Here is a 21230-nt window from a genome sequence, read left to right as displayed (position 1 = left end):
CGTGGCATTTGCGGCGCACTGTGTGATCGATAATGAACACGTCGTAACTGGAGATTGACGCATGTCGAAAGCACCCGCCACGCCCCCCGCGGAAGGCGAAGAGCCCCCCAAGAAAAGCAAGAAGCTGCTGATCATCATCCTCGTTGTGGTGTTGCTTCTGGTGATTGCCGGTGGTGCCGCTGCGTTTTTGCTGCTGGGCAAGAAGAAGGCAGACAGCGGCGACGAGGCCCATGAACCCGAAGCGCCGAAGATCACGGTGGATACGTCCAAACCGCCGACCTTTGTCAATCTCGACCCCTTTACAGTCAACCTCGCACCCGCCGAGGGCAGCCATTACCTGCAGGTGGTGCTGGTGCTCAAGGTGGTGGATCAAACCATTGCCGATCAGCTCAAGGTGTACATGCCCGAAATTCGCCACGAGGTTAATTTGCTGCTGTCGAGCAAGCTGCCGTCAGAAATCGCCACCGTCGAAGGCCGCGAAACGCTGGCCGACGAAATCATGGTCCGAACCAATTATGTGCTCGGATTCGACAAACCCCGCGACGACGACCGCCGCCGTGACAAGGGCCCCTGGGGGCCGGTCATGTCCGTGCTGTTCAACTCGCTGATCGTGCAGTAAGCCAAAAGGACAGCACAGGCCATGGCAGCCGATTTTCTCTCCCAGGACGAAGTCGACGCGCTACTACGCGGCGTCACCGGGGAAGTTGAGGAAACCGAAGCCGACGAAGGCGACGGCAGCGGAGTTCGTGACTACAACCTGGGCACGCAGGAGCGCATCGTGCGTGGGCGCATGCCCACCATGGAGCTCATCAACGAGCGCTTCGCCCGCTACCTGCGCATCGGTCTGTTCAACTACATGCACCGCAACGCCGAGATCTCGGTCGGCACGATCAAGGTGCAGAAATACAGCGAATTCGTACGCAATCTGGTGGTGCCCACCAACCTCAACCTGGTCACCGCCAAGCCGCTACGCGGCACCGGGCTGATCGTGTTCGACCCAAACCTCGTGTTTCTGGTGGTGGACAACATGTTCGGCGGCGACGGGCGCTTTCACACCCGTGTGGAAGGCCGCGACTTCACCGCCACCGAGCAGCGCATCATCATGGGCATGCTGGGCACGGTGTTCGCCGAATACGAGCGCGCTTGGGCGCCGGTCTACAAGCTCAAGCTCGAATTCCTGCGCTCGGAGATGAACTCGCAGTTTGCCAACATCGCCACCCCCTCCGAGATCGTGGTGTCGACCGTGTTCTCGCTCGAGCTGGGCGGCGCGCAGGCCGACATGCACATCTGCTTCCCCTACTCCATGCTCGAGCCGATCCGCGAAACGCTCTACTCGACCATGCAGAGCGATCACATCACGCAAGACAAGCGCTGGATCGGCACCATGACCAAGCAGCTGAAAACTGCCGAGGTCAAACTCACCTGCAATCTCGGGCACGCCACCGTGTCCCTGCGCGACATCGTCAACATGCGCGTGGGCGACGTGATCCCCCTCGACGTGGAAGAAACGATCCGGGCCTGCGTCGACAACGTGCCGGTACTGGAAGGCCACTACGGCGTCCACAACGGGCAATACGCCATCAAGGTCGAGCGGATGATTGCCGCCGACGACAACTCTGACACCTCGCCATCGGGAGCACGCAATGGCTGATACCGACACCGACGAAAACCAGGTCTCCGACGACGATTGGGCTTCCGCCATGGAAGAACAATCCGACGCCGAAGCCAAGCCAGACACCGAAGCCACCGCCGACGGTGAAGACGACCCATGGGCCGCCGCCATGCAAGAACAAGCGGCGGCCGATCTGGCCGCTGCCGCCGCCGAAGGCGAATCGCCCTACCAGGCCAAACCGGCCAGCCAGGTCTTCCCCGACTTCGGCTCCGAGCGCAGTACCGGCGGGGGCAACAACGACCTCGACATGATTCTCGACATCCCCGTCCAGATCACCGTCGAACTCGGCCGCACCAAACTATCGATCCGCAACCTGCTGCAACTCGCGCACGGATCGGTGGTTGAACTCGACGGCCTGGCCGGCGAACCCATGGACGTGCTGGTCAACGGCACCCTCATCGCCCAAGGCGAAGTCGTGGTGGTGAACGAAAAATTCGGCATCCGCCTCACCGACATCATCACCCCCGCCGAGCGCATGCGAAAACTACGCCACTGAACACCGCCTCGCGCACACATCGGGCCACCCCACAAGGGTGGCCCGATGCGTTTACGCACTATCAAACTGACCATGGCGCGATAACCAAAACGTCATGCGCCCTCGCTAGGATCACGCTCAGCCGGGCTTACCCCGGCACAAACAAAATACCTAGCCAACAAGGAATAGCCATGGTCAAGCCGATTGCCCTCGCCGTATTTGCTGCGTTCTCATGTTCCCAAGCTTTTGCCGCTACTACCCAGTTCGACGACTTCACCCCGATGTCTTCGTCCTACGGCAGCCCGATTCCGGTCGGTGACGCGCTTGAAGCCACCCCCTTCAAACTCGCCAACCCGAACTGGACCCAGCAAACCATCGCCGACCGCGCCACCCAGCTCAGCCTCGGCCACAGCAACACCGGCGTGTGGGACATGATCGACACCAATCACACCGGCCCCGACGCCGGCCGCTACCTGTTCATGCCCTTTGAACCGAGCAACTCAGGCGGCCCCAACACCGCCTCGGGCGCCCAGCGTATCGACCTGTGGGAAACCGACTACAACAAGCGCACCACCACCATCGTCGCCGTTGGCGAACAAAACTGGCAGCGCGGCGACGCCTCGCGATGGGCACCCTGGGGCGGCTGGATGACCGGCGAAGAAAACTACAACGGCAACACCGGTACCGGCCGTCTGTTCGAAGTCACCAACCCGGTCAGCGCCATCAAGGACACCGGCAACCTCGTCCAGCGCAACAGTGTCGTGCCGCTCATCTCGCACGAAGGCATGGTCTTCGACAACAACAAGAACTTCTACTTTGTCGATGAGAACAGCAGCGGCTCCATTTACAAATACGTCTCCGCCAACCCCAACGCCACCTCTGGCAACGACTACTTCGCCGCTGGCCAGACCTTTGTCGCCAAAGCCGGCAACGGCACCACCGGCATCGTCTCCTGGGAAGCCATCACCGACGTCAACGGCGGCGACATCGCCGGCGTCACCACGCGTCTGAACACCAACGAAATCGACGGTCGCGCCTCCGCCGACAAAGCCGGCGGCACCGGCTACAACCGCCCCGAAGACATGGAAATTCTCACCCTGGACAACGGCAGCGAGCTGATGCTCTTCACCGCCACCGGCACCCATGAGGTCTACTCCATGAACCTCGCAACCAGCGAAATGAAGCTCTTCGCCAGCCGCAACACCCTCGATGCCGCCACCGGCCTCGCCGTTGGCTCCGCCCTCGCCAGCCCCGACAACATGGCCATCGACGCCGCCGGCAATTTCTACATCATCGAAGACCAGCCGGGCGGCGTCGCCGACATCTGGATGGCCACCGACGCCGACAAGGACGGCGTGGCCGAATCGCTGTCGCGCTGGGCCAGCATGGGCACCACCGGCGCCGAACCCACCGGCCTGTACTTCGACGCCTTCAACCCCAACGTCGCCTACGTCAACATCCAGCACCCCAGCAGCGGCATCGATCGCACCATCATGATCACCGCCGTCCCCGAACCGGAAACCTACGCCATGATGCTCGCCGGCCTCGGCCTGGTCGGCGCCTTTGCGCGTCGCCGCCGCGCCTGAGCAAGAACAGCGGCAACAAAAACGAACGCGCCCCGAGGGGCGCGTTTGTCGTTGAGGGCTGGCTATCGGCCATCTGCTGTCGCTCGGCCTGCGTCGATCGAGCGGCGGCACTGCGATGTAGTTCTGCCGGCCGGCGCTCACGCTCAACCAACGACCGGTCTCGCCATCCTCGAGCTCACCCGTCCGACCCAAGCCTGCCGGGTGACATCTTCAAGCGCGACGGCACCAAGGATAGGCGTTTCAATGCACCTTTTGGAAGAAGTCCGTCCGATCTCGTCCGTGTCAATCGTGAATTTCGTGCCCAAGATTCCTGATCGCCCCTCGAAACCCGCTCCGGAATTTCCGTTGTCCGTCTTGTGTCCTACCTCGCGATACGCTGATCGAACTCCTAGTCCGGTACGACTTGCGCTTACGCATCGATCGCGTCTGATCCACTGTCCTGCATCTCCCACAGCGGCGGACCGCGTGCCTGTATCAGACACGGCGGTGAAGTGGGCTCGCCCAGATGACCGAGAGTCCCCAGGATCACCACCCCCTCGGTGATGAAGGCGATGATCATCGGCGACTGCAACGGCACGGCCCGCACGGTCTCGGTCATCAGTCAGGCGCCGAAAGTGCTGCCTTCCCGTGGCGACGCCAATCCCGTGTGCGGCCCACGACCCGCGCAGCGAGGGCCGGGCGCTAGGCCTGTGAACCTCCCTGTCAGCGCTATTCCGGCAATGGGATGAATTCGACCTCGTCACCGGCCACGACCGGAAAGCGACGTTCACGCCAGTCCCGCTTGGCCTGCTCGATGCGTTCCTTGCGACTGGAGACGAAGTTCCAGTCGATGAAGCGCTTGCCCATATGTTCGCCGCCAATGATCGCGATTCGGGACTCCTCAGCGGCTTCGACAACGACACCGGACACATTCGAGAGAATCGCCATCGCATGCTCGGGGATATCAATGTCCTGCGCCTTGAGCGCACCCTGCGCAACGTAGATCGCGCGCTCATCGGCGTCTGGCAACAACAACTTCTGGCCCGGTTGCAGATGTGCTTCGACATACAGCGTGCTGGCAAACACCCGCACCGGCGAGGTCACGCCGTAGGCTGTGCCCATCATCACGCGCACCGGTACGCCGCCGACCTCCACCGCAGGAATGTCCGCCGACGGATAGTGATGGAAGGCCGGCTCGACTTCCTCGTCCGCCTCCGGCAGCGCCAGCCACAACTGCAGGCCGTGCAAGCGGTGCGGCACGCTGTTGACCTCCGGTTGCTCGCGCTCGGAATGAACGATGCCACGGCCGGCCACCATCAGGTTGATGTCGCCGGGCCTGATCGGCTGGCGGCTGCCGAGCGAATCACGGTGAAGAATCTCCCCTTCGAACAAATAGGTGACCGTTGCGAGGTTCACGTGGGGGTGCGGGCGCACGTTGATGCCTTCGCCGGCCGGGAAGTCCGCCGGACCCATATGATCGAAGAAGATCCATGGGCCGACCGTCTTGCGCTGCGCGGTCGGTAGCAAACGCCGGACCGAGAATCCGCCAAGGTCCTTCTCGCGCGGACGCAGCACGAGTTCGACGGCATCACGGCCCTTGGTTTCGGAACAGTCGGAATTCAGCTCTTTCGTCAGATTGCTCATCGCTGGGGTTCTCCTTGTTGTCAAAATCGGGCTGTAGCGTCAACGGTAAAGCCATTTCGCGACCAGCCGGGTATAACGCGGCATGATCAGGTAAACCATCAGGAACACGATCACTGCCGCAACAAGCAGCTTTCCGAGCAACAGCGCTGGCACACCCTGCGATCCCCCAAGCAGCGGCGACAGCGCCCATGGCACGATCACCGTAAGCGGGAAAATCGCCGAAAGCGTGAGCAGGAACTGCTTCCACCTATTTGGTGGTATCGCGGCCGGCGGCGCAAACCAGAAGTCCAGACCGGTCTGGATCACGTAGCGGTCGCCCTTTTCCAGCGCATGCTCGATTCGGTGAAGGAATTCGCTCCGGACCTCGGACTCGATCCAGGCCTTGAGCTGCTCGACACCGGCGAAGCGGATGATCACCGTGTAGGTGTCCTGACCGTCGACCGGGCGGATCACGTCGGTGGACAGATAGCCCGGGAAGCGCTTGCAGGCCTCGCGTATCTCGAGCAGCCAGCGTTCATATTCGTCATAGGCATCGCGGCGCGGCTGATGGACGATGATACCGGTCACCGTCTCGCCGGGCGGTGCGGGCGTCGTTTCCAGTTGCGAAGGGGTTGTCACGGTTGGCTCCCGGATAGATGGGATTTCGGACTCCACAGACCGGGCGCGTACTCGTCTGCACCGGCGGATCGCGGGGCAAGCAAGCACACGCCCAGCAGCTTACGCTCCGCCCTTGACGGTAGCGTAGCTGGTCATCAGGTTCTTGTAGTCGGGAATGTGGTTCGCGAACAGCGTCCCCAGGCCCTCGACGTCGTTGCGCCAGTCGCGGTGCAGTTCGCAGGCCAGGCCGAACCACGTCATCAACTGTACCCCGGCTGCCGTCATGCGATCCCACGCGGAGTTGCGGGTAAGCTCGTTGAAGGTGCCCGAGGCGTCGGTGACAACAAAGACTTCGAAGCCTTCCTCGATTGCGGCCAGCGCAGGGAAGGCCACACACACTTCAGTCACGACGCCGGCAATGATGAGCTGCTTCTTGCCTGTGGCCTTCACCGCCTTCACGAAGTCGTCGTTGTCCCAGGCGTTGATCTGACCGGGGCGCGCGATGTAAGGCGCATCCGGGAACAACGCCTTTAGCTCCGGCATCAGCGGGCCGTTCGGGCCGTCTTCGAAGCTGGTGGTGAGGATGGTCGGCAGACCGAAGTACTTGGCCGCATCGGCCAGCGCCAGCACGTTGTTGTTGAAGCGGTCGGGATCGATATCGCGCACCAGCGACAGCAGGCCGGCCTGGTGATCCACCAGCAGCATGGCAGCGTTGTTCTTGTCGAGTTTCACGTAGGGCTGAGTCATGGTGTTCTCCTTGTTTGCTCTCTCGGGGTCGGGATGCCGCTTGCGCGGCAGGGTTTGCCCCCGGCCCCGCAGGGCCGGGGGTCGGTTTCAACCGGTCGTCTCGGTGGTTTCCGCGCGCGGGATGCCGCCAAACCGGCCGCTGTTGAAGTCTTCGATGGCCTGTGCGATCTCGGCCTCGCTGTTCATGACGAACGGTCCGTAGCCGACGATGGACTCGTCGATCGGCTCACCGGCGAGCAACAGAACGACGGCATCGTTGTTCGCCTCGATCGAGACGCTGACACCGGCCCGGTCGAGCACCACAAGCTGACCGTTGCGCGTCAGCGCGTGGCCGTTCACCAGCACCGTGCCGCGAAGCACAACGACCGCAGCCGTCCAGCCGTCGGGCAAAGGCAGCTCCGCCACGCCGTCGCGCACCAGACGCAGGTCCCACACGTTCATCGGCGTGAAGGTCTTCGCCGGGCCGCGTTTGCCGTCGAGCTCACCGGCAATGATGCGTGCCGTACCGGCACCATCTGCCAGTTTCACGACCGGAATTCCGGCCGAGGTGATGGCCTGGTAGCCCGGCGGCGCGTACTTGTCGCGCGCCGGCAGATTCACCCATAGTTGAACCATCTCCAGTTCGCCGCCCGAACGCGCGAAACCGTCGCCGTGAAACTCTTCATGCAATATGCCGGCACCAGCCGTCATCCACTGCACGTCGCCCGGCCCGATCACACCACCCTGCCCGGTGGAATCGCGGTGCGACACTTCACCGGCGTAGACGATGGTCACGGTCTCGAAGCCACGGTGCGGATGCTGGCCGACACCGCGGCGGCGCTCGGTCGGATCGAACTGCGCCGGACCAGCATGATCGAGCAGCAGGAACGGGCTCAATGCCTTGCCATGGCTCTGGTAGCTGAACAGCGAGCGCACCGGAAACCCGTCGCCGACCCAATGGGTGTGCGGCGTGCTGTAAATGCCCTGGACTCGTTTCATGTTCGCCTCCTTGTCACGTTCGTATTGCGTAACGTCACTTTAGGCATGGAACGTGAAGAGGAGAAGACGGTAAAATTCGGCTTCAGCGTCCTACCAGCAGGACAATAGGCGGCAGCGCAGGGAGACTTGCATGAACGACCTGAACGATCTCTACTACTTCGCCCGCGTGGTCGAACATGGCGGCTTCGCTGCCGCCGGGCGCGCCACCGGGGTACCGAAGTCCAAGCTCAGCCGCCGCATCGCACTGATGGAAGAGCGTCTCGGTGCCCGGCTGTTGCACCGCTCGACCCGCCACTTCTCGGTCACCGAATTGGGCCAGACCTTCTACGAGCACTGCCGCGCCATGCTGGTCGAGGCTGATGCCGCGCTCGAGGCGGTCGAAGCCACCCGCGCCGAACCGGCCGGCACGGTGCGCATCAGCTGCCCGATCACGCTTCTTCACGTGCACGTCGGCACCATGCTTGCGGACTTTCTCGCTGCACATCCGCGCGTGTCGGTGCATCTGGACGCCACCAACCGCAAGATTTCGCCAGTCAGCGACGGCGTCGATCTGGCGATTCGCGTCCGCCCGCCACCACTACCCGACAGTAACCTCGTGCTGCGCGTGCTTGCCGACAGCGCCCAGTGCATCGTCGCAAGCCCCGCGCTCGTCGAGTCGATCGGCCGTCCTGTCGAACCGACCGATCTTGCTTCCTTTCCCAGCCTGTCGCTCGGCCCGCCGCAGGATGAACACCGCTGGACGCTTATCGGCCCGGACAACACCGAGGTATCGCTGCACTACCGACCCCGCCTTGTCACGGGCGACATGGTCGCGCTACGCAGTGCAGCGCGCGCCGGTGTCGGCGTCGTTCAGCTTCCGACCTTGATGCTGCGCGACGATCTGACCACCAGCACTCTCGTCTCCCTCCTGCCCGATTGGGCCCCGCCACGCCAGATCATTCACGTCGTGTATCCGTCGCGCCGCTGCCTGCTGCCCGCCGTACGCTCGCTGATCGACTACCTCGCCGAGCGGTTCCAGGCACTGGAGAATGACGAATAGGAATTTCAATGCGAACTCGTAGTCCGGTACGGGTTGCGCTTGCGGATCGATGGACAGCACCTGGTTGCCGTGGGTTACGTCGCGAACGCGCAGCACGCGTAGGTTGGGCTGACGAAGGAAGCCCAACACTCGGCGTTCCACAATTGCACGGCTGAATGTTGGGCTTCGCTGCGCTCAACCCAACCTACATGGTGCCGTTGCGCACTTACGACGGACGGTTCCGGGTCGAATCTGGAATCCCATACCCCATTGACCAGCCCGCGCCTCACAACATCACCCGACCTCGGCATGATTTCCTTGCAGTCCCGGCGTCTCTCGCGTATCAAAGCAGGTGTTCCAACCCTTTTCAGCGACACCCCACGGAGTTCCCTTGGCTACCAGTATCCCCGACACCCGAAAGCAACAAATCGACGACGTTCTTCTCAAGCTGCCGGGCGTGAAGGCCAAGAACATTGGCGGGCTTGACGCCTATCTTGTGTCCGACAAGATGTTCGCCTGCATCAGCGGCAACGGCGTGGGCATACGCGTGTCGGCGGCCATGGCGATTGAGTTGCAGTTCTCGCGGGGCGATGTCGTGCCCTTCCAGCCCGGCGGCATGCCGAGTTCGAAGGAGTGGGTGCAGATCGACCACGCCGACGCGGCGGATTACGCGCTCGATATTGAGGTGTTTCAGGCGTCGCTGGCGTTCGTGAAAGGCACGCGGGGCTAGTCCGCGTCGCTCAGAATTTGCGTGCCGGGGTGCATCCCGGCGCCGTCGTTTGATCAGGCACGGCCCCCGGACGACGCACTGCGCCCCCCGTGACACAATGAAGTCAATGCTGTGCCCCGGCCCGCCGGTTCAAGTGCTGAACGGCGCGACACCGATTCTCGACTTCGATCAATCCGCGGTGGCGCACGCTCCGGTATTGTCTGCACCACGATTTCTCCGGAACCCTGCCGTGAACCCGATTCTCAATTTCTACCGCAGCGATGTGCGCACCGGCATCAAGATTGTGCTGACCAGCCTCATCCTCGGCACACTCACCGCCGTGCCCCTGTGGCTGTTCACTCAGTTTGGCTCGACCGATGTCACGCCCACCGGGCTGGCGCTGACCGCCATGTTCGGCACCATTGCCGGTGCCTTTGGTGCCGCCATCGGGGTGGTGTGGTGGATCGTCGAGGTCATTGTCCGGCGACGCTGATCAGTCCAGCAAAAAGACCTCGCGAAACGCTTTTTCGCCCTCGGCGCTGAGCACCACCACCCGCGAATCTTTCTGTCGGTGGGCCCACCCGGCAGCATACATCCGCTGCAGCAAGGCGGCACCCACGCCACCGGCGAGATGGTGCCGCCGCTCCCCCCAGTCCAGACACATGCGGCACACCGGACGGCGACTCGAACCCGGCACGGAAACATCCACACCAATGGCCTCGAACGCGGCGCGACCGGCGCCGGTCAGGCTCAACTCGCCAACCCGGGCGGCAAACCAACCCCGCATCAGCATGGCTTCGAAGGCGGCCACGGCCAGTTCACCAGCGAGATGGTCGTAGCACACGCGCGCCTTGCGCAGCGCCGGCTCGCGCGGACTCGAGCGCAGGCGCACGGCGCCGGTGCGAAACGCCACGCCCATGAGCGATTCGAGCAAATGCGCGACGTCACGCCCGGCGAGGCGAAAGTAACGATGCCGGCCTTGCGCGTCGACCTCGACCAACCCGGCGTCGAGCAACTTGGCCAGGTGGCCACTGATGGTTTGCTTGGTGACCCCGGCAATACCCGCCAGTTCGGTGGCGGTGAGGGCGCGATCGGCCATCAGCGCGGTGAGGATGTCGGCGCGGGCGTTGTCGCCGATCAGCGCGGCAACGCGGGCGATGTGGGGGCCGTCTTTCATGGTTCGATCCTAGCCGAACCATCTTGCCACTTCAATTCGCTATCGTGGTTCCGTCTTTCACCCCGGAGCCCCGACCATGATCACCTGCTTCATCCGCTATCAGATCGACCCCTTCCAGCGCGAGGCCTTCGCGACCTACGCCGAACACTGGGGCCGCATCATCCCGCGCTGTGGTGGCCATTTGATTGGCTATTTTCTGCCGCACGAGGGGACCAACGACATCGCCTGGGGGTTGATCGGCTTCGACAACCTGGCGGCCTACGAACGCTACCGTGCGCGGCTACGCGACGATGACGAAGGCCGCACCAACTTTGCCTTCGCGCAGGACGCGCGCTTCATCCTTCGCGAGGAACGCAGCTTTGTCGACACGGTGGACGGCACCTTCTGCCAAGCGCCGCAGATGAGGGCTTGACCATGCTTGCCGTGATCTTTGAAGTCGAACCCGCAACCGACCAGCGCGACACCTATCTGGACATGGCCGCTGCGCTGCGCCCCACGCTTGCGGCGATCGACGGATTCATCTCAATTGAACGCTTCGAGAGCCTGAGCCAGCCCGGCAAGCTGCTGTCGCTGTCCTTCTGGCGCGACGAAGCCGCCATACAGTGCTGGCGCACACTCGAAACACATCGCGCAGCGCAGGTCGCGGGTAGGCAGCAGGTGTTTGCCGACTACGGGCTGCGGGTTGCCGAGGTGGTGCGCGACTACGGCATGCGTGCCCGCGCCGAAGCGCCCGCTGACTCACGCGAGCATCACGACGGCAGGGTCGCCACCGGGCCCTGATCACCCTGCCCGGCGGCGGGTATCATGAAACCTCCGCCCATCGCCGAGCGTACCGATTGAAGCCAGCCCCCCGCGCCGATACGCCTTCCGCACTGCGTGCCCAAGCCTTGGGCGTTGGCGCGCTATCGGCCATCGATTTCACCATCCCGCCCGGGCATATCCTTGCCCTGTCCGGCCCCTCCGGTTCGGGCAAGAGCCGCTTGCTGCGCGCGCTGGCCGATCTCGACCCGCATGATGGCTCGGTCGCGCTGGGCGAGCTCACGCAAACCGGGGTCACGGGCCACCGCTGGCGGCAGGCGGTCATGATGGTGCCCGCCGACAGCCAGTGGTGGGCTGACACCGTGGGCGAGCACTTTCCAGACGGCGCCGCGATCGACCCCACCGCACTGGGCTTTGGCCCGGAAGTGATGGGCTGGCAGGTGAGCCGCTTGTCGTCCGGCGAGAAGCAGCGCCTCGCCCTGCTGCGCGCCGTTGCCCACCAGCCGCGCGCGCTCTTGCTGGACGAGCCCACCGCCAACCTCGACCCCGACACCACGACCCGCGTCGAAGCCTGGCTCACCGAACTGACTCGCCGCCACGGCTGGCCGGTGCTCTGGGTGGCGCACGATCCCGCACAGATCCAGCGTGTGGCCGACGCGCATCTGCGCATCGCCGGCACGCAACTGGAAGCCGTGGCATGCAGCTGATCGATCTCGCGTGGTGGCAACTTGCCCTCGCGGCCGGCCTGGTGCTGGCGCTGGCCGCGTGCACCCAGCTCGCCCGGCTGGACATCGGCAAGACCATGCTCATTGCGGCGGTTCGCACCGTGGTGCAGCTGAGCCTGATCGGCCTGGTGCTCGAAGCGCTGTTCTCGGTCGCGGCCCTGCCCTGGATTGCGCTGATGGCGCTGGTGATGCTGCTGATGGCCGGCCGCGAAGTCACTGCGCGGCAAAAGCGCCGGCTCACCGGCGGCTGGGCTTTCGGCATTGGCACGCTGTCGATGTTCATCTCGGCCTTCAGCGTCACGGTGCTCACGCTGGTCGCCATCATCGGCCCCGAGCCCTGGTATGCGCCGCAGTACGCCATTCCGCTGCTCGGCATGATGCTCGGCAACACCATGACCGGCATCGCCGTCGGCCTCGACAGGCTCACCGACGCGGTGTGGCGCCAGCGCGCACTGATCGAGAACCGGCTGATGCTTGGGCACCGCTGGCAGGAGGCCATTGGCGAGGCGCGTCGCGACGCCATGCGCAGCGGCATGATTCCCATCATCAACGGCATGGCCGCCGCCGGCATCGTCAGCCTGCCGGGCATGATGACCGGCCAGATCCTGGCCGGCGCCGCACCCACGCTGGCGGTTAAATATCAGATCCTGATCATGTTCACGATCACCGTCGGCACCGGTTTCGGCACGCTGGTGGCGGTGCTGGCCGCCAGTCGGCGCCTGTTCGACGAGCGCGAGCGGCTTCGGCTGGACCGGCTGTCGACACCGCTCAAATAGCGCACCGGCCAGCGGGGTTGCCCCCGGCCGACCGGCTCCGGCGTCACTTGCCGTGGTGCATCGTCTTGCTGGCCGTCGCGGGCGGCGGCTGGCTGGGGTCGAAGCCCTTGAAGGCCGGATTTTCATGCAGGCCGTGGGGTTTCTTCATCGACTCGATCCAGTAGAAGTCCGGATCGAACTGCTTGTCTTTCCACATGTAGTAGTCCGGCTTCTCGATATCCTCGTACTCGACCACCAGCATCGACCCGGTGTGGTCTTTGCCGGCGTTGGCGGTGTGGTGCTCGATGTGGTCGTGCGTCATCCAGATGCCGGGGTTGTTCATCTCCACGATCAGGTCGTAGCGCTCGCCCGGCATCATCGGCAGCACATCCACCGCATACGGTTTGTCGAGCGGCAGACCATCCTTGTGGGTCACCAGCGCGTCATGGCCATGCAGGTGGAAGGCCGTCGGCGAGGTCGGCGCAAACAGGCGCAGCCGCAACACGTCGCCCTTCTTGACGCGGATCGGCTGGGTGTCGGGAAAGGACTTGCCGTTGATCGAGAAGTAGTCACTCACCTCCTTGGGATGGCCGCCCTTTCCGTACTCCTGCGCCACCTCGGAATTCCAGCCGGAGAACATCAGCACCGCGTCCTTGGTGACGGTCTTCTCGAGCGCGGTCGGCTCTTTGGGATCGACAATCAGCGGCCCCCACATGCCACGCAGGGCAACATGCTCGGCCACGTTCACATGGCAGTGGTACCACAGGCTGCCCGGCTTGTCGGCGATGAAGCGGTAGGTGTAGCTGTCGCCCGGCTCGATGGCCTCCTGCGTCACGTTGGGCACGCCATCGGACTGCCAGCTGTTGGTCTGGTACACGCCATGCCAGTGGATGGTGTGGCTGAGGGTGGTGTTGTTGTGCAGCAGCACCTCGACCTCATCGCCCTCCTTCACATGGATCAGCGGGCCAGGGACCTGGCCGTTATAAGCCCAGACCTTGACCGCCAGGTTGGGCGCGACCTGCAGGTCGACCTCCTCGATGGTCATTTCGAATTTGCGCAGCTCGGCCTGCGCGCTGGCACTCAGGCCAAGCGCCAGGCACAGCGCCAGCAAGGCTTGTTTCTTCGTCATGGTAGTACTCCATTGCATTGGGAAGAGACCGCAGAGGCCGCCGAGGGCGGCCGTCGGGGCTCGACGAGGGACACGCCCTCATCCACTCAGTTTTTCTGACAGCACAGCGCGCGCAGGTGGCCAACCAGTGCGTGAATCTCGTCATCGTTCAGGTTGTCGCCCCAGGGCGGCATCAGCACGGATTTGTTGATCGACTTGCCGCCGTGCTCGATCACCTTGAACAACTCCTCGTCGGTGCGTGCAGACATCTCCTTGGTGTCGGTGTGATCGCGCGGCTGGACTGCCATCTGGGCAGCGTTGATGCCTTTGCCGTCACCCGCCACGCCGTGGCACTGGGTGCAGTACACCGAATAGAGTTGTTTGCCCGAGTCGGCCGCGGCCTGCGCGGTGACACTGGCGAGCGACAGGGTCGCTGCGATTAGCAGGGTCTTCATGGCTGCTTCTCCCCGATGAGCTTGAGATAGTTGGCCAGCTTGTGCACCGCGGCCGTATTGGCGTCGCCCACCGGCATCATGGTGTGCGGGTCCCAGGCCGCGGGCTGGGCGATGTAGGCACTGATGAACGCCGGCTGCAGGCGTTGCCAGGCGGTATACAGCTCCGGCCCAGACACGCCGCCCGTGTCGGGGGCGTCCTGGTGGCAGCCGTCGCAGCCCTTGAACTTGCCAAAGTTCATCTGCCCCATGCGCTGGGCGATGGTGCCGGGCTGGTAGGTTTCTGCCGCGATCAGCCCGTCAAAGGGCGTCAGCGTCATCAGGTAGTCGGCCACCTTGCCCGCCTGCGCGGCGTCGAGCGCTGGGTGCTTGGCGAGCGTGGTGGTATCAACCACATCGCCGTCGGCCGAGGGTTTGGCATGTGCCGGCGGGAAAACACCGGCCGGGCGCAGGCGCACCGGATTCTGCAACCAGCTATACAACCATTCGCGCCGGAACTTGTTGCCGGCAAAATCAAGCGGCGGGGCCTTGCGTTCGGCCCTTTCGTGTTTGGCGGCCTTGGCGTAGTCGCGATCGAGCGCATGGCAGCTACCGCACTGCTGTTTCACGTCAGCGGCAGTATCGGCGTGCGCGGCCACGTGCACGCTGGCGGCCAGCGCCGCGGCAATACCGAGAGTCAGTCGTAGTTTCACGGGAATTCCTTTCATCATGGTCTGGTCGATCCGCGGCTCAACGCAGGATCAACTGATCGCCCCGCCCTTTGTCCGGGTTAGCGTCCTTGCTATTCATCAGCACCGTGATACCGCCCTTGAGCGCGTGCTTCATGCTGTGATCGACCAGGGCGTTGTTGGTCGGTCGATCGGCCGGACTGATCAGGTCGACCACCACCGCGTGCGCCGGCGGCACCGACATGGTCTGCATGCCGTGCAACACGTTCTGCGGGTTGCCGTTGTCCCAAACCCGGTCCCAGATGCCGGCGATCGGATGGAAGGCTGCCCACTCGTTGATCATGGCGTTCACGAAGTAGATGCGGACCCGCTCGCCGGGCTTGGATTCGAGCGCGATGCTGGCGTTGGCGTCATGCACCGGGTCGTAGTGGAAGACCTTGCCGTTGACCAGCACGCCCTTCCATTTCTCGCCCACCGTGCGCTCCTCGGCCGAGGCGCCGGTCTCGTACAGATCGCCGTGCACCAGCACGTATTCGCGGTCCGGCTTGGGGTACTTGTCGCTGTAACCCGCCTTCGGGTCGACGATCACCACGCCGTACATGCCGCGCGAGATGTGCTCGGACATCGAATCGGCGCCACAGTGGTAGATCCACACGCCGGGGTACTCAGCCTTGAACGAAAACTGCTTCTTCTGCCCCGGTTTGATCGCCTCGAAGTCGGCCAGCACATCAAGACGGCCGGCATGGAAATCCATCGAGTGACTGTTCTTGTTGCCGGCTTCGTTGAGCAAGGTGAAGTCGACCACATCGCCTTCCGTGACCCGCACCAGCGGACCGGGAATGGTGCCGCCGAATGTCCACATCGGGGCAGTGTTGCCGGCGTTGTCGATCGCCAGATCGAGCTCGCGTACCGGGATCTCCACCTTGTGGGTAGCGGCCAGGACGTTGGCGCTGGCCAGGGCCGCGGTCAGCAGCAGCATGGCAGCCAGGGGACGTTGTCTCATATCGGTTCTCCAGAGGTTGTGGCTCAAGTGCCACTTGACCTATATCAATATTCGGGCCAGAATAATTTCACCTTATATTTCATATAGTTATTTTCTAATGCAGTCACAATGACAGCACTGACAATGGTGTATTAATGACAACATTGACATCCAAATGACAACGCACGCGACTTTCCTCAACCTGGCTGGCGCCGTGGCCGACCTGTCCAAGGCGATGCCCCGGCAGCAGCGTTATGCGCGCCTGCTCGAAGCCTTTTTCAACAGCTTTCCGTGCGATGCCATCGCCCTGCTCGAACGGGATGGCGATCAGCTGGTGCCGCGCGCCGTGCACGGGCTCAGCCCCGACACCATGGGCCGGCGTTTCGTCATTCGCGACCAGCCACGACTAGCGCAAATCGTGCACAGCGCCGAGCCGGTGCGCTTTCCGGCCGACTCCGCGCTGCCTGATCCCTACGACGGTCTGGTCGACAAGGCGGGCGAGCACCTCTACGTCCATGACTGCATGGGTGCCTCGCTGTATATCGACGGCCAGCCCTGGGGTGTCGTCACCCTCGACGCGATGACGCCGGGCAGCTTCGATGCCATCGACCCGGACGTCTTCCGCGCCTTCGTGGCCGTGGCCGCTGCCACCGTGCGGGCGGCCGACTGGATCGTGCGTCTTGAGGAGCAACTCGAGCGCCATCACCGCATCCAGCGCGCCGAACCGCACGACGGTACAACCGACGAACTGATCGGCCAGAGCGTGATCATCGACCAGCTCAAGCGCGAAGCGCAGACCGTTGCGCCATCCGATCTGCCAACCCTGATCCTGGGAGAGACCGGCGTCGGCAAAGAGCTGGTGGCACGAATGATCCACCGCCACTCGACCCGGGGAAAGGAGCCGATGGTCTATCTCAACTGTGCCGCGCTGCCAGAAACAATCGCCGAGAGCGAGCTCTTCGGCCACCAGCGCGGCGCCTTCTCCGGCGCCACCGACGACCGTATCGGCAAGTTCGAACTGGCACACGAAGGCACACTGTTTCTCGACGAGGTCGGCGAGTTGCCGCTGACGGTGCAGGCCAAGCTGCTACGGGCGCTGCAGAACGGCGAGATCCAGCGCATTGGCAGCGACCGGCACCATCGCGTCGACGTGCGCGTGATCGCCGCCACCAACCGCGACCTGAAAGCCGAGGTGGCCGCCGGCCGTTTCCGCGCCGACCTCTACCATCGCCTCAGCGTCTATCCGCTGATGGTGCCGCCGCTACGCGAGCGCGGCGATGACGTGTTGCTGCTGGCCGGCTACTTCATCGAACGCAACCAACGCCGCCTGGGTCTGCACGGCGTACGACTGAGCCGTCGGGCCCGCCAGTGGCTGACCCACTATGACTGGCCTGGCAACGTGCGTGAGCTTGAACACACCCTGTCGCGCGCCATGATTCGAGCGCTCAGCGCCGCACCATCGCGCGAGCGGGTGATCGAACTGGGCATCCAGCACCTGGGCACCGAGGTCCTGCCGATACCCGAAGAAGTCGTCGCCGCCACCGAGACCACAGACCAGGCGCCCCGGCCGCTGGACGAAGTCATCGACCACTGCCGGCGCAAGATCATCCTGGCCCGCCTCAAGCACCATGACGGCAACAAGGCCGCAGCGGCCCGCTCGCTCGGCATCGACCGCGGCAACTTCCACCGCCTGCTGCGCAAACTGAACCTGTCCTGAGCGCCGCCCGCCACCACCCAGACGCTTGTCATCTATAGTGAGCATTCATATCCGCGGAGAGATCGACATGCAAACGGCTTTGATCCCCAGGCTCGGCACCCTGCTCGCCGCCGCCCTGATGGCCGGCTGCGCCAGCGCGCCCAGCTTCACCTACACCCGCCCTGACCAGCCCGAAGCCGCCTCCGGCTACACCGCCAAACCCGGCTGGACGCATCAACACTTTGCCGTCGCCGCCGCCAACCCGCTGGCGACCGACGCCGGCTTCCAGACTCTCAAGGCCGGCGGCTCGGCCATCGATGCGGCCATCGCCGTGCAGATGGTACTGGCGCTGGTCGAACCGCAATCGTCCGGCATCGGCGGCGGCGCCTTCCTGATGTACTTCGATGGCACGGACATCGCCGCCTACGACGGCCGGGAAACCGCCCCGGCGGCTGCCACCGAGACGCTGTTTCTGGACAAGGACGGCAAGCCGATGGCCTTCGACGAGGCCAAGGTGGGCGGCCGTTCAGTCGGTACGCCGGGCACGGTCGCCATGCTCGAGATGGCGCACGCCCGGCACGGCACGCTGCCCTGGGCCACGCTGTTCGCGCCGGCCATCCAGCTCGCGGAACAAGGCTTCAAGGTGAGTCCGCGTTTGAACACCATGCTCGGCAAGGACAAATTCATCGCCAAAGACCCGGCCGCGCGGGCCTACTTTTTTGATGCTGAAGGCAGGCCGTGGCCCGTCGGCCATGTGCTGAAAAACCCCGAGCTCGCCACCGTGCTGCGAACCATCGCACAGCGCGGCGCGACCGGTCTGCTCGAAGGCGAAGTGGCGCGCGCCATCGTCAGCAAGGTCACCTCCCACCCGACCAACCCGGGAGTGCTCGCCCTGTCCGACCTGGCCAACTACAAGGCCAAACGCCGCGCCCCGATGTGCCACGACCACCGCGGTCTCGGCACCGATTACCGCATCTGCGGCTTCCCGCCGCCAAGTTCGGGCGCCATCGCCGTTGGGCAGATTCTGGGCATTCTTGGCCACGCAGAGACCCGCACGACCTCGCTCGAAGCCGGCGCCACCGAGCCCCCCGCAGATATGGCGTCGGCCGAGTGGCTGCATCGCTATGTCGAGGCCTCGCGCCTCACCTTTGCCGACCGCGCGCAGTATCTCGCCGACCCCGACTTCGTGGCCGCACCGGGCGGCAGTTGGGCCTCGCTGCTCGACCCGGCCTACCTCGCGGAACGCAGCCGTTTGATCGGCGACATGGCGATGGCGGATGCGCCGGCCGGTGTGCCCGGCGCGATGAAAACCAGCTACGCCCCCATGCCGGAGCAACCTGAATACGGCACCAGCCACATCAGCATCGTCGACGCCAACGGCCACGCGGTGGCCATGACCACCACCATCGAGGACGCATTCGGCGCGCGGCAGATGGTCAAAGGCTTCCTGCTCAACAATGAGCTGACCGACTTCAGTTTCGCCCCCAAGGCTGCCGACGGCACGCCGATCGCCAACCGGGTCGAGTCTGGTAAACGACCGCGCTCATCGATGGCGCCGACGCTGGTATTCGACAAGGCGACCGGCAAGCTGGTGATGAGCGGCGGCAGCCCGGGCGGCGCGCTGATCATCCACTACACCGCCAAAACCCTCTACGGCACGCTCAACCGCGGACTCACCCCGCAGCAGGCCATCGACCTGCCCAACTTCGCCTCGGTGGGCGGCAAGGTGCCGGTGCTGCTCGAAGCCGGACGCTTTGACGCGACGACCATCAACGGGCTCAAGGCCCGGGGTCATCAGATCAAGGAGATGGACATGACGAGCGGCCTTCAGGCCATTCGGGTGGAAGGCGACGGCAGCAAGCAACGCCTGCTCGGCGGCGCCGACCCGCGACGCGAAGGCGTGGTGATGGGCGAATAAGCGACGGCACAAACCGCCCGTGGCGAGCACGACTCGCCACGGCAGCGGCGCTCAGCCCGGCGGCGGCGCGTACAGCGCAAACACCTCCGCGCCGGTCATGTTTTTGGTGTCGTTCGCAAAGCGGTAATAGGCCGGTTTCTCGTCGATGAAGATCTGCTGATCGAAGCTGAACTCGGGCGCCTCATCGAACAGCCCCACCGGCAAGTGATATTGCTGCGCCTCTTTCAGCCGGTAGAACAGATGCGTGCCACAGTGCTTGCAGAAGCCGCGCTGCGCCCAGGGCGAGGAGTCGAACACCGACACGTTTTCCTCGCCAGCAATCCTTACTTCGGTGCCGCACTCCACCGCCAACAAGGGCCCGCCGCCCCACTTGCGACACATGCTGCAGTGGCAGGCGCCCACGGTATTCGCCGGGCGTGCCACCTGCATCGTCACGGCGCCACACAGACAACGCCCCTGGGCTGGATTTGGTTCTGACATCACGCGCTCCTTTGTCGTCGCTGAAAAATGCCTCCCAACGCAGCCTACAAAACCGGTGCCGGATTGACAACGTCATTTTGCCGATCGCGCCACTGGACGACAGGAGGCAACCGGGATCAGCGAACGGTGAGCACCACCTGCGTCTGATTAAGCAACTGGTAGCCAATCTCGCCGAAGGTGGCCGGGCCGGTCAGTGCCCCGGCGCGCTGGCCCTCCAGGCCCTCATAGAGAAAGTTGAGAATGCAGTTGCACGCAAAGGTGGGCGGAACTCCGGCAGACGCATCGCCGCCGACCGACGGCGGAGCAACTTCGCCAGAGGGGGTGGCGAGCCGATAGTTCAGCCCCGGAAACACCGGGGCATAAAGCTCGACCCGTCGTGCCCCCATGTCGATCTGTTTGATGCTGACGTTGACCGATGCGCCGCAGTAATCCGCCACCAGCGGCAGCCGGGTATCGACCCCCAGATTGCTGAGGTAGTCGGCCAGAGGCATCGGCTCACCATTGACGAAGCAGGTATCCACCGAAAAGCCGGTCTCCGCAAAGCTGATGGCATCGCCGTCACCGGGTTTGAACGGGTTGATGATGTCGATCTGAGCAAAACGCTCGGGCGGCAACTCAACATCCATGACCACCGCGTGCTCGGCCGAGAACTCACCGCTCGGCCCAAGCACCACCCGCGGCGTCGCGTGGCCGGCATCGTCCAGATGCGTTCCGGCCACCCAGCCAGCCAGCGGCTTGAGGTACATATCTTCATAGTTCGGTGCGTTGCGCGCAAAGTCGCCATGGCATGCGCTGAAGGCTGGCACGATCAGCAAACTGAAGCCGTGGTCGGGCGCATTCCGGCACAGTTGCGGCAAAGTGCCCGGGTCGTACAGACGCAAACGCGGGGGTGACGCGAACCCGGTCACCGCTTGAACAAACACCTGGTCCCGGCTCACCGTGCCGCCGGTTGCCGCCATGAAATAGGGGATCGTGCCACCGATCCAGTTGCCCAAGGGCAGTTGCCTGAGTGCGGCTTCGTCACCGGCAAGGCTCAGGTAGTGACCCGCTCGAATCAACTCGGCCACGGCGGCCACGGGCATCAATCCTTCTTTTGGCATCATGT

The 21230-nt window shown here is 64.0% G+C and carries 25 protein-coding genes; 13 read left to right on the top strand and 12 right to left on the bottom strand.

Features of this window, described 5'->3' with window-relative positions; genetic code table 11:
* The first annotated feature begins 61 nt into the window (after nt 1–61).
* The 4 genes from FHP89_RS16870 to FHP89_RS16855 all read left to right on the top strand — a co-directional run bounded on the left by FHP89_RS16870 (nt 62) and on the right by FHP89_RS16855 (nt 3733).
* On the top strand, nt 62–619 hold the full coding sequence (locus FHP89_RS16870) for a flagellar basal body-associated FliL family protein (RefSeq protein ID WP_144178896.1): 558 nt from the start codon (nt 62–64) through the stop codon (nt 617–619).
* Between the two features lie 21 nt (nt 620–640).
* Complete coding sequence (gene fliM / locus FHP89_RS16865) at nt 641–1651, top strand: flagellar motor switch protein FliM (RefSeq protein ID WP_144178897.1); 1011 nt, start codon at nt 641–643, stop codon at nt 1649–1651.
* Nucleotides 1644–2168, top strand: coding sequence for a flagellar motor switch protein FliN (fliN, locus tag FHP89_RS16860; RefSeq protein WP_144178898.1), 525 nt, complete (start codon nt 1644–1646; stop codon nt 2166–2168). Before fliM ends, fliN begins: the two co-directional genes overlap by 8 nt.
* Nucleotides 2169–2338: 170 nt before the next feature.
* Nucleotides 2339–3733: an alkaline phosphatase PhoX gene (locus FHP89_RS16855; protein ID WP_144178899.1), complete on the top strand. Its 1395-nt coding sequence runs from the start codon at nt 2339–2341 to the stop codon at nt 3731–3733.
* Between the two features lie 409 nt (nt 3734–4142).
* On the opposite strand, the gene FHP89_RS16850 is transcribed toward FHP89_RS16855, so the two are convergent.
* The 5 genes from FHP89_RS16850 to FHP89_RS16830 form a co-directional block, all read right to left on the bottom strand.
* On the bottom strand, nt 4143–4331 hold the full coding sequence (locus FHP89_RS16850) for a hypothetical protein (protein ID WP_144178900.1): 189 nt from the start codon (nt 4329–4331) through the stop codon (nt 4143–4145).
* A 110-nt stretch (nt 4332–4441) separates the two neighbouring features.
* On the bottom strand, nt 4442–5356 hold the full coding sequence (locus FHP89_RS16845; RefSeq protein ID WP_144178901.1) for a pirin family protein: 915 nt from the start codon (nt 5354–5356) through the stop codon (nt 4442–4444).
* A 39-nt stretch (nt 5357–5395) separates the two neighbouring features.
* Nucleotides 5396–5974 carry an antibiotic biosynthesis monooxygenase gene (locus FHP89_RS16840; protein WP_222105431.1) on the bottom strand — a complete coding sequence of 193 codons (579 nt, stop codon included), beginning with the start codon at nt 5972–5974 and terminating at the stop codon, nt 5396–5398.
* A 99-nt stretch (nt 5975–6073) separates the two neighbouring features.
* Nucleotides 6074–6700: an isochorismate family cysteine hydrolase YcaC gene (gene ycaC / locus FHP89_RS16835; RefSeq protein ID WP_144178902.1), complete on the bottom strand. Its 627-nt coding sequence runs from the start codon at nt 6698–6700 to the stop codon at nt 6074–6076.
* Nucleotides 6701–6787: 87 nt separating this feature from the next.
* Nucleotides 6788–7615: a pirin family protein gene (locus FHP89_RS16830; protein ID WP_260851654.1), complete on the bottom strand. Its 828-nt coding sequence runs from the start codon at nt 7613–7615 to the stop codon at nt 6788–6790.
* Between the two features lie 193 nt (nt 7616–7808).
* Here FHP89_RS16830 and FHP89_RS16825 point away from each other — a divergent pair, with 193 nt between their 5' ends.
* The 3 genes from FHP89_RS16825 to FHP89_RS16815 all read left to right on the top strand — a co-directional run bounded on the left by FHP89_RS16825 (nt 7809) and on the right by FHP89_RS16815 (nt 9898).
* Nucleotides 7809–8717 carry a LysR family transcriptional regulator gene (locus FHP89_RS16825; RefSeq protein ID WP_144178904.1) on the top strand — a complete coding sequence of 303 codons (909 nt, stop codon included), beginning with the start codon at nt 7809–7811 and terminating at the stop codon, nt 8715–8717.
* A 370-nt stretch (nt 8718–9087) separates the two neighbouring features.
* A complete protein-coding gene (locus FHP89_RS16820; RefSeq protein WP_144178905.1) occupies nt 9088–9426 on the top strand; it encodes a hypothetical protein in 339 nt (112 codons plus the stop codon).
* Nucleotides 9427–9655: 229 nt separating this feature from the next.
* Nucleotides 9656–9898 (top strand): hypothetical protein, encoded by a 243-nt coding sequence (locus FHP89_RS16815; RefSeq protein WP_144178906.1) that lies wholly within the window; start codon nt 9656–9658, stop codon nt 9896–9898.
* Here FHP89_RS16815 and FHP89_RS16810 read toward each other — a convergent pair whose 3' ends face one another.
* The gene (locus FHP89_RS16810; RefSeq protein WP_144178907.1) at nt 9899–10582 is read right to left on the bottom strand and encodes an ArsR/SmtB family transcription factor; all 684 of its coding nucleotides are present in this window, start codon (nt 10580–10582) and stop codon (nt 9899–9901) included.
* A gap of 76 nt (nt 10583–10658) precedes the next feature.
* Here FHP89_RS16810 and FHP89_RS16805 point away from each other — a divergent pair, with 76 nt between their 5' ends.
* From FHP89_RS16805 to FHP89_RS16790, 4 genes are read left to right on the top strand one after another with little or no spacing between them, the layout of a single operon-like run.
* Nucleotides 10659–10994, top strand: coding sequence for an NIPSNAP family protein (locus FHP89_RS16805; RefSeq protein ID WP_144178908.1), 336 nt, complete (start codon nt 10659–10661; stop codon nt 10992–10994).
* Nucleotides 10995–10996: 2 nt separating this feature from the next.
* Nucleotides 10997–11362, top strand: coding sequence for an antibiotic biosynthesis monooxygenase family protein (locus FHP89_RS16800; protein WP_144178909.1), 366 nt, complete (start codon nt 10997–10999; stop codon nt 11360–11362).
* A 56-nt stretch (nt 11363–11418) separates the two neighbouring features.
* A complete protein-coding gene (locus FHP89_RS16795; RefSeq protein ID WP_222105430.1) occupies nt 11419–12048 on the top strand; it encodes an ABC transporter ATP-binding protein in 630 nt (209 codons plus the stop codon).
* Nucleotides 12039–12842 (top strand): ABC transporter permease, encoded by an 804-nt coding sequence (locus FHP89_RS16790; protein ID WP_144178910.1) that lies wholly within the window; start codon nt 12039–12041, stop codon nt 12840–12842. The genes FHP89_RS16795 and FHP89_RS16790 overlap by 10 nt, the downstream gene beginning before the upstream one ends.
* A gap of 43 nt (nt 12843–12885) precedes the next feature.
* Here the strand turns inward: FHP89_RS16790 and FHP89_RS16785 are convergent, their stop codons facing one another.
* The 4 genes from FHP89_RS16785 to FHP89_RS16770 form a co-directional block, all read right to left on the bottom strand.
* Entirely contained in the window at nt 12886–13950 is a 1065-nt protein-coding gene (locus FHP89_RS16785) for a multicopper oxidase domain-containing protein (protein ID WP_222105429.1), read from the bottom strand.
* 86 nt (nt 13951–14036) lie between these two features.
* Complete coding sequence (locus tag FHP89_RS16780; protein ID WP_144178912.1) at nt 14037–14384, bottom strand: c-type cytochrome; 348 nt, start codon at nt 14382–14384, stop codon at nt 14037–14039.
* Nucleotides 14381–15073 carry a c-type cytochrome gene (locus FHP89_RS16775; RefSeq protein ID WP_186300350.1) on the bottom strand — a complete coding sequence of 231 codons (693 nt, stop codon included), beginning with the start codon at nt 15071–15073 and terminating at the stop codon, nt 14381–14383. Before FHP89_RS16775 ends, FHP89_RS16780 begins: the two co-directional genes overlap by 4 nt.
* 37 nt (nt 15074–15110) lie before the next feature.
* Nucleotides 15111–16052: a multicopper oxidase domain-containing protein gene (locus FHP89_RS16770; RefSeq protein WP_144178914.1), complete on the bottom strand. Its 942-nt coding sequence runs from the start codon at nt 16050–16052 to the stop codon at nt 15111–15113.
* A 154-nt stretch (nt 16053–16206) separates the two neighbouring features.
* On the opposite strand from FHP89_RS16770, the gene norR reads away from it, so the two are divergent.
* Together norR and FHP89_RS16760 are read left to right on the top strand one after the other, a co-directional pair.
* Nucleotides 16207–17748 carry a nitric oxide reductase transcriptional regulator NorR gene (gene norR / locus FHP89_RS16765; protein ID WP_144178915.1) on the top strand — a complete coding sequence of 514 codons (1542 nt, stop codon included), beginning with the start codon at nt 16207–16209 and terminating at the stop codon, nt 17746–17748.
* Between the two features lie 67 nt (nt 17749–17815).
* Entirely contained in the window at nt 17816–19645 is a 1830-nt protein-coding gene (locus tag FHP89_RS16760; RefSeq protein WP_144178916.1) for a gamma-glutamyltransferase family protein, read from the top strand.
* Between the two features lie 51 nt (nt 19646–19696).
* On the opposite strand, the gene FHP89_RS16755 is transcribed toward FHP89_RS16760, so the two are convergent.
* Nucleotides 19697–20125, bottom strand: a complete 429-nt coding sequence (locus FHP89_RS16755; protein WP_144178917.1) for a GFA family protein — start codon at nt 20123–20125, stop codon at nt 19697–19699.
* Between the two features lie 116 nt (nt 20126–20241).
* Nucleotides 20242–21228, bottom strand: coding sequence for a DUF6976 family protein (locus tag FHP89_RS16750; RefSeq protein ID WP_144178918.1), 987 nt, complete (start codon nt 21226–21228; stop codon nt 20242–20244).
* Between the last annotated feature and the right edge of the window lie 2 nt (nt 21229–21230).

The organism is Denitromonas ohlonensis (genome assembly GCF_007625205.1).
Classification (GTDB): Bacteria; Pseudomonadota; Gammaproteobacteria; order Burkholderiales; family Rhodocyclaceae; genus Nitrogeniibacter; species Nitrogeniibacter ohlonensis.
Note: the sequence above shows the minus strand (reverse complement) of the source record. Positions and strands in the feature narration are given on the sequence as shown.